The sequence below is a fragment of the Streptomyces sp. NPDC048496 genome (assembly GCF_043200055.1).
GTDB lineage: Bacteria > Actinomycetota > Actinomycetes > Streptomycetales > Streptomycetaceae > Streptomyces.
In genome coordinates this window covers 87,749-95,366 of the sequence record NZ_JBICXB010000025.1, presented here as the reverse complement: position 1 = coordinate 95,366, position 7,618 = coordinate 87,749, and the positions used below count along the sequence as shown (strand labels likewise).

At 67.7% G+C, this 7,618-nt stretch carries 7 protein-coding genes; 3 read left to right on the top strand and 4 right to left on the bottom strand.

Annotated features, from left to right (window positions below):
• Positions 1-125: 125 nt before the first annotated feature.
• The 3 genes from ACGFSA_RS22215 to ACGFSA_RS22205 all read right to left on the bottom strand — a co-directional run bounded on the left by ACGFSA_RS22215 (position 126) and on the right by ACGFSA_RS22205 (position 1,596).
• The gene (locus ACGFSA_RS22215; protein WP_393306708.1) at positions 126-314 is read right to left on the bottom strand and encodes a hypothetical protein; all 189 of its coding nucleotides are present in this window, start codon (positions 312-314) and stop codon (positions 126-128) included.
• A 254-nt stretch (positions 315-568) separates the two neighbouring features.
• Positions 569-772 (bottom strand): DUF397 domain-containing protein, encoded by a 204-nt coding sequence (locus ACGFSA_RS22210; protein ID WP_393306706.1) that lies wholly within the window; start codon positions 770-772, stop codon positions 569-571.
• Complete coding sequence (locus tag ACGFSA_RS22205; RefSeq protein WP_393306704.1) at positions 769-1,596, bottom strand: Scr1 family TA system antitoxin-like transcriptional regulator; 828 nt, start codon at positions 1,594-1,596, stop codon at positions 769-771. Before ACGFSA_RS22205 ends, ACGFSA_RS22210 begins: the two co-directional genes overlap by 4 nt.
• A gap of 114 nt (positions 1,597-1,710) precedes the next feature.
• Between ACGFSA_RS22205 and ACGFSA_RS22200 the strand changes: the two genes are divergently transcribed.
• Both ACGFSA_RS22200 and ACGFSA_RS22195 read left to right on the top strand, forming a co-directional pair.
• Positions 1,711-1,938 (top strand): hypothetical protein, encoded by a 228-nt coding sequence (locus ACGFSA_RS22200; protein WP_393306702.1) that lies wholly within the window; start codon positions 1,711-1,713, stop codon positions 1,936-1,938.
• A 174-nt stretch (positions 1,939-2,112) separates the two neighbouring features.
• Positions 2,113-2,313: a hypothetical protein gene (locus ACGFSA_RS22195; RefSeq protein WP_393306700.1), complete on the top strand. Its 201-nt coding sequence runs from the start codon at positions 2,113-2,115 to the stop codon at positions 2,311-2,313.
• A 450-nt stretch (positions 2,314-2,763) separates the two neighbouring features.
• On the opposite strand, the gene ACGFSA_RS22190 is transcribed toward ACGFSA_RS22195, so the two are convergent.
• Positions 2,764-5,352 carry a DUF262 domain-containing protein gene (locus ACGFSA_RS22190; RefSeq protein WP_393306698.1) on the bottom strand — a complete coding sequence of 863 codons (2,589 nt, stop codon included), beginning with the start codon at positions 5,350-5,352 and terminating at the stop codon, positions 2,764-2,766.
• A 102-nt stretch (positions 5,353-5,454) separates the two neighbouring features.
• Between ACGFSA_RS22190 and ACGFSA_RS22185 the strand changes: the two genes are divergently transcribed.
• A complete protein-coding gene (locus ACGFSA_RS22185; RefSeq protein ID WP_393306696.1) occupies positions 5,455-7,584 on the top strand; it encodes a UvrD-helicase domain-containing protein in 2,130 nt (709 codons plus the stop codon).
• Positions 7,585-7,618 lie beyond the last annotated feature (34 nt).

Sequence of the window (7,618 nt, the reverse complement as noted above, 5' to 3'; positions counted from 1 at the left end):
ACATCGAAAACCAGCAGCGTCCCGTCTGACCCTCAACCCGGAGACGAAGAGCACTCCGGCGCTGCGCGCCTCCGGGCCAAGGATGGCCTTCACCCCCGCCCTGAAGGGCGGAGCACTGGCCAAGATCAGAGGTAGACGGCGAGCCCGATCGCAACGGCGGACAGGTGCGGATGCTGGGCCAGGTGGTTGCCGACGACCGTGAACCGGTCGGTGTGACGGTGACGGAAGTGGATCACCCCAGCGCTGGGGGCGTCCGTGGGGATCGGATTCGCGGGGCGCGCCGGCGCGACCGCGTTAGACTGCGGATCAGCCATCGGGAAGGTCTTCTCTTCCGGGTCGGTCAGGCCCTCGTCAGGATTGCAGTCCTGTCGGGGGCCGTCTGCATGTATGGGGTTGTTGCGGCCGACCGTACCCCACCGGTCAGGGTGCGCGTCGCCCCCTTCACCCGATCGTGTGGCGACGGGAGTTCGACCACCGGGTTTGGTTGGGTGGGGTTCTCTCCCGTTCCCTTTAAAGGGCGACGCGCCGCACCGGGGTCCAGGAATCCGCGCCCCGGCGACGGACCGCCCTACACCTCTCGGACGTGCCGCACGAAGGCGCCCCAGGCGGCGTCCCCGACGAGGATCACGGGACCGGCGGGCGTCTTGCTGTCCCGGACGGGGACGGCGCCGGGGATGCCGTCGGCGACCTCCACACAGTCACCACCACCCCCGTCGCTGTAGGTGCTCTTGCGCCACGACATGATCGCCGTGTCTATCCGTGCGGCACTCATGATCCGAACTCCTTCATCGCCTTCCGAATCAAGGCGGTTGATGCCTCGGGCGACAGGCCCTGGGCATGCACAAGATCGTAACGATACGAGTGCTGCGCCACCATGGCCCTGTCCTCCACCAGTTCACCGGAGTGACCGGCTTCCAGATAGGCCACGTCAGGCCCGTTCTCGAACGACAGCACGGTGAGAGAACCGCCCATTGCCGAGTGACCGCCCGCAGCGAATGGCAGCACCTGGATCTCGATACGCGGCGTCATCGCTGCCTCGGCGACTCGGGCCAATTGGTCCCTCATGACCGCCCCTCCGCCCACTGGCCGACGGATCACCGCTTCGTCGAGCACCACCCACAGCAAGGGTGGCTTGTTGCTCTGGAGGAGCGCCTGTCGCTGCATCCGCGCAGCCACCTTCTCCTCCACCTCCGCCCCTGTGCACCAAGGCAGGCCGAGCCTGAGCAGTTCACGGGCATAGGCCTCGGTCTGAAGGAGACCAGGAACGCTGTGCGCCATGTACTTGTGCATGGCGCTCGCCCTTGCTTCGTACGCCATGAACTTCTGCGCCCAGTCCGGGTAAGGCGTCCGCTTGAGGTGACCCCACAGGTCGACCAGATCGCCGTCGGCATCGAGTAGCCCGTCCAACTTGATGTTGACGTCCTCGGGAGGCGTGTCGTTGCCCAACTCGAACTGGGCGATCCGGCTGTGCGCGATGGGGATCTTGTCACCAAGCTGCCGCTGTGTGAGCCCGGCGCGGATGCGGAGCTTGCGCAGCTTCGCGCCGTAGAGCGCAGCGAGGGACGCGCTCGGGTCGAGTTCCTTCGGGGCGGGCACTGGCGACTCCCGTTTTCGTTCCGATGCTCCGAAAACCGTTACCCCTGGTGAGCGTAGCGCTACGCCTCCATGCTCATCACTGAAAGACGGTGACCGGCAAGGAGGCAGGCGGACATGGATGCGGGTAGGCGCGGGCGCTCGACGGAGAAGGCGCGAGAGGCGGAGGCAGCGCGGGACGAGTTGCGAGAGGCGTTGGCGGGGGTGGACGTCGTCCTGCCATCGCTCGGAGTCGATCAGGTGTCCCTGACGAGCGACTACCTGTCGCCACTGGTGGAACTCGGATGCTGCCGGGGCGATGTGGCATGGAAGTTGGCGGCAGCCCTGAGGCAGTGCGCCCAGTGACCGAGGAGTCGGCGCCCGATCCGGAGGAGGAGACCGACTCGACCGAAGACGCCACGGCCGGCGTCGTGCGCCACGAAGTACTACTGGCCAAGGTCCGCGAGGCCAACAAACGAAGCCTTGCGCCTCGGCGGTAGGGGGTCTGGGATGCAGCGCGTGATGCAGACCCTGGAGGTCATGCCCGATGCAGTGCGGCGAGGGGATGTGATCGCCGTGGGCGGCATCCCGCACCGTGTGCGGGATGTAAGGGAGTTGCGGGGGCGGCGGAAACGGCTGGAGTTCAAGGACGGGAACGTCTTCGTTCTGGGCCCGTGGGTCGCGATCACGGTGGCCCGCGACCGGAACGCCGGCGGCGGACCGATACGCCACTGGCGCTGACCGGCCCACCACTCCCCCGCCCTCACGCTCAGAACAGGCTCGGCGGCTCCTCCACCGGAGGCTTCGACTTCCGCTGCGCGGGGGCCGCCGCCTTCTTCCTGGAGCCCTTCTTGTCGTGCAGACCGGCGGCAACTTCGGCCGCGTAACGCCGCTGGTTCTCTTCGAGCAGCCGGTCGAGAATCTCCTGCCGGACAACCGGGCGACGGTGTAGCGGGGCCCCTGCCGGGTGTCATGGAACCCGTGGTCGAGCCCAGCAGGTTGGGTCAGGAGGTCGTCCCAGCCGTAGGCGCGGACGACTTCATCGTCAATAGCACGGTGAATATCACGGAGTTCAACAACCACCGCTTCGCCCGGAGTGACACCGATCACTGCCCGGGCAGGTTACCCGAGCAGTGATCTTCCGGTAAGGGTCGGATCCGGCCAGGTGAGGACGGTCCGACCGCCGCCGTGTCAGAACACCGCCGGGTCACCGTCGTCGATCGGACGGCGGGCTTCCGCCAAGGCGACCTCGTGGATGAACCACTCCAGTACGGAACGGATCTCCTCGCTGTGGCCGGCGAAGACCCCCAGCGGGAAGGAGGGGCGCAGGTCGAGCTTCGCCTCGGCGAGGTCGATGCCGTCGATGGCGTTGAACCGCTCCATCAGGGCGCGGCGCAGCGGCTCGTCGTCGAACGGCGGGCGCCGCTTGAGGTACTGGAAGACGACCTCCGCCGTCCCGGTCACCGGGTAGATGCCGATCGGCCACAGGGCACGCGGCGAACCCGGCCCGCCCGCGTCCACGGTCGGGAAGCAGCTGGTCTCGGTCGCCTTGCCGTAGACCTGGTATCCGCCCTGCTCCTCCCAGAACCGGAGTGCTGCCAGGACGCCTTCGACGACCTCCGGTGTCTGGTTCGCGCGCAGCAGCGTTCCGAAGCGGGTACCGGCCTCGTCGCCGCCGGTCTGCGACGCGGCCGATCCCGCCGGGGTCTCCTCCGGCAGCTCCTTGCCCACCAGGACGGCCAGGTCGGTGCTGCTGAGCCGGTGGGCCTTCGAGGCCCGGCCGTTCTCGTCGAAGGGCACGCCCTCGGCCTCCAGGACGACCTTGGGGTCCCCGGAGTGCCGGTCGTCCGTCCACCGGAACCCGCCCGCGATCCGGCCGTCGGCGGTCAGCACGCGGTACGCGCAGTGCAGTCCCGTCCTGGCCGCCACGTGGTTGCCGACCGCGATGGCACTGGTACCGATGAGGGCGGCGAGCTCACCGTACGACGTCCACGTCCCGGCCGGCACGGCGAGCAGGATCTCCCTCAACTCCCGCCAGCCGGCCCACTCGTCGTCCGACTGCACGACTCCCTCCAGGGGTCCGGGCCACAGCTCCACGGCCCGATCGGCCAGTTCCTCAGCCCTGGCGAGGATCTCCGCGCGGCCCCAGCGCTCCTGTGCGGCGATCTTCTGGTTCATCCGCAGCGCACTGGAGTCGAGCAGCTCCTGCTTGCGGTGGAAGGGGTGGTTGGAGAGCCGTGCGTTCTCACCCGAGAGAGTGAGGTTTCCGAGGGTGTGCACGAGCAGGTTGTGGATCTCGTGGGGGCTCTCGCCGTCCCCCGCTTCTTCGGCCAGCAGGTCGAACCACTGCTCGGCCGGGCTCTGGGGCAGGACGTGTTCGACGGTGAGCGGCGCCTTGTCGTAGTCGACGGGCTCGCTCGATCCGTAGCTCTCCTCCAGCCGACGCAGGATCTGGAAGCGCTGGTTGCTGCGCCCGGTCTTGTAGAAAGGGCGGGTGCGGATGGCTTCACGGACCGCCTCGTCGCCCGGCCATACCCGGGCGCCCGTACGGGGGCGCGAAAGGAACCGGTGTACCGCCTCGGCCGGGGAGCCGTCCTTGTCCAGCTCCTTGGGGAGTTCCATGAACACCCGGTTACTGCCCGTCGTGGACAGGCCCGCAAAGAGGCGCCGCACCATGTAGCTCTCCGCGAACGCGAGCGCGTCCGCCGCTTCCGAAGCTGTGGTCCTGCCCTCGTCCACAAGGTCGAGGAGGTGCAGGGCCAGCGGGTAGTGGGTCTGGCCGCCCCAACGCGACAGGCGCTCCAATACCGCCCGCAGCCCGGGGGCGCCTTCCCTCTCGGGCTCCAGGATCCGCATGAGGCGGTCGGCGCGCCGGGAGAACCGGGCGATCTCGGCTTCCAGCGCGGCCTCGTCCCCGCTCAGCGGCTCCAGGCGCTTCTTCTGATCCCGGTAGATCTCGCTCTGCCGGGCCCGGCTGTTCCCTCCGACGACGAGGTCCAGCCACACCAGCAGCTCCAGACGGGCGGGGCCGAGCAGCTCCTGCATGGGGAGCCATCGCTTGCGGTAGACGTCTTCGCCCCTGCTCGGCAGGCACATGAAGAGGTAGTTGCGCAGCAGGTCGCTCTGGCTGAGCCCCACTCCGGTGTTGTTGATGGACTCGAAGATGCGGTAGACGTTGTCGCCCTCGGCGGCAGTGATCGCGACGATCGAGAGGCAGTCGCCGAGAACGGACTCGACCGCGTCCACCCAGGCCTCACCACCGCTCTCCGCCCCGTCGGCCAGGGCAGCGACGAAGAAGCGGTAGGCAGCGCCCACGTTTCCGGCGCCGCCGGCCTTCGGGAGGCTGTCCACGCAGGCTGTGTACGCCTCACGGTCCGCCTGCGTCGGCAGCAGCCGGTAGCTGTCGTGCCCGTCCTGATATGTGTTGACCAGGATGAGGTCGTTGATACGGGCGGCCTTCTTCGCCGAGCCCCGGTCCCGGTGGTGGTCCCGCAGAGCGGTGAACGCGAGCATCAAGGTGGTCATCCGCTGCTGCCCATCGACGACGAGCCAACGCTGCATCCCGCCCGCGGCGACCCGCTCGGGCGCCAGCACGACCGAGCCGAGGAAGTGACCCGAGCCGGGCCGCTCTTCCTGTCGGTCCTCGACCAATTCCTGCACGTCGTCCCACAACTGCCGCAGTTCGTCGCGCTGCCAGCTGTAGGTGCGCTGGTAGAGCGGTACCTGGAACTGCTGCTCCCCCTGGACCAGCTTGCTGAATGTGGTCTCCTGAGCGTGCACGCCCGTCCTCTCCCCAAACCCTCGACGCCGACCAGCCATTGTCGCCCCATACCGTACGGTGATCAGTCAAAACGTCGACACGCGTACGACTCGGGGGCACATATGGCGACGCTGGGAATCCACAAGGACTTCCTCCTGGAGTTCGCCAAGCTGGAGAAGCCCGTCCAGAAGCGGGTCCACGAGGTCTTCGACAAGTTCCGCGAGCACCGCCATGCCGGTCTTCACCTCGAAAAACTGGAGAATCCCCGCGACCCGCGCATCCGCACCCTGCGCGTCAGCAAGTTCATGCGCGGCGTCGTTCTCGCACCGGACTCCGGAGACAGCTTCCTTCTCCTGAAGGTCATGGCGCACGACGACGCCATCGCCTGGGCACTGAGTCATCGGGCGACGGTAAACTCTGCGACGCAGGGCATCGAACTGCGCGACGACATCGCCTTGGAGCAAGCCACCGCCGACGTGCACCATGCCTCGACTGCGGCGGAAGGCCGGCTCTTCACCGATGTCGCGGACAAGGATCTGACACGCCTCGGCATCGATCCCGACCTACTCCCGCTCGTGCGGAACCTCGGCACCGAGGCTCATCTCGACGCGCTCCGCAAGATCCTTCCCGAGCAGCAGTACGACGTGCTCGCCGGCCTGGCCGCGGGGCTGACCCCGGAGGACGTCTGGCGCGAGTCCGTGGCCGTGCATGCCGAGCGCGCCGCTGACGAGACGCAGCAGACTCCGGCCGAGGACGAACTCACCGCCGCCATGGCTCACTCGCAGGGCCGTATCGCGCTGCTCTCCGGACCCGATGAGTTGCTGGACATCCTGTCCCGACCCTTCGATGCGTGGCGTGTCTTCCTGCACCCCAGTCAGCGGCGCATCGCCTACCACCCCTCCTACAACGGACCTGCCCGGGTGACCGGGGGCCCTGGCACAGGCAAGACCGTGGTCGCCCTGCACCGCGCTCTTCATCTGGCACAACAGTTGCCGGACGACGCCCCCGACGAATCGGTGCTGCTCACGACCTTCACCAGGAATCTCGCAGCCGACCTGCGCCACGGACTTGAACTGCTCATCCCGGACGAGGCACTGCGCGCGAAGATCCGCGTCGTCAATGTCGACGCCCTCGCGAATCAGCTCGTACGCGAAGACCGGGGCGGCCCGCTGACCATTCTGACCAGCCAGAAGGAGATCAATTCCCGCTGGAACGGACTCGCCCGCAGACTCGGTCTCGACTTCAGCGATGTCTTCCTCGACCAGGAATGGCGGCAGGTCGTCCTCGCTCAGGACCTGCGCTCGCCCGAGGCCTATCTCAAGGCGTCACGCAGCGGCCGGGGCACCGCGCTGAGCCCGCTGCGGCGCGCCCAGGTATGGCGTGCCGTCGAGGGGTTCACACAGGAACTGCGCCGGGCCGGAGAGTGGACGTTCCTCCAGGTGTGCGCCGAGGCCGCCCGACTGCTGGAGCCGCGTACCGACCGCCCGTTCCGCCATGTGGTGATCGACGAAGCCCAGGATCTCCACCCGGCGCAGTGGCGCTTGCTGCGGGCGTCCGTCGCCCCCGGGCCCGACGATCTGTTCATTGCTGGAGACACACATCAACGCATCTACGGCAACAAGGTGTCGCTGCGCAGCCTCGGCGTGAACGTGAGCGGCAGATCCCACCGCCTGCGCATCAACTACCGCACCACACACGAGATCCTGCAATGGTCGGCCTCCCTGCTCAGCGAAAAGAGCCTGGACGACATGGACGGCGGAACCGAATCGCTGGCGGGGTACCGGTCCGTGCTGAACGGCGGGCGCCCCGAGCTGAGGTCAGCGACCGACAAGGCCGAGGAGATCGCGGACCTCAAGGTGCGCATCGCCCAGTGGGTGAACGACGGTGTGGAACCGAGCGAGATCGGGGTGGCCGTTCGATACCTGCAACTGGGCAAGGAGATCGCGCACGCGCTGGAACAAGCCGATCTGCCCGTTCGTCTCCTCGGCACCTCTCAGGCGTCCGGCGACGGCATCTGCATCGGGACCATGCACCGTATGAAGGGACTGGAGTTCCGTTGCGTCGCTGTTGCCGGTGTGAGCGACAGCGTCCTCCCTCTGGCCTCGGCTCTGACACCCGCAGAAGTGGACGCTCATCAGCACCGGGAAGACCTGCTCGGCGAGTTGAGCCTCCTTTTCGTCGCCTGCACTCGCGCACGTGAGGTCCTGCGGGTCTCCTGGCACGGCATACCGAGCCCGTTTCTTGCACCGTGACGCGGCCCTCGGTGTACGCCGGGGTGCGGGAACT

Bases quoted from the DNA above. Each gene is read 5' to 3' on its own strand.
- ACGFSA_RS22215 (WP_393306708.1), bottom strand. From the start codon at position 314: ATGGCTGATCCGCAGTCTAACGCGGTCGCGCCGGCGCGCCCCGCGAAT.
- ACGFSA_RS22210 (WP_393306706.1), bottom strand. From the start codon at position 772: ATGAGTGCCGCACGGATAGACACGGCGATCATGTCGTGGCGCAAGAGC.
- ACGFSA_RS22200 (WP_393306702.1), top strand. From the start codon at position 1,711: ATGGATGCGGGTAGGCGCGGGCGCTCGACGGAGAAGGCGCGAGAGGCG.
- ACGFSA_RS22195 (WP_393306700.1), top strand. From the start codon at position 2,113: ATGCCCGATGCAGTGCGGCGAGGGGATGTGATCGCCGTGGGCGGCATC.
- ACGFSA_RS22185 (WP_393306696.1), top strand. From the start codon at position 5,455: ATGGCGACGCTGGGAATCCACAAGGACTTCCTCCTGGAGTTCGCCAAG.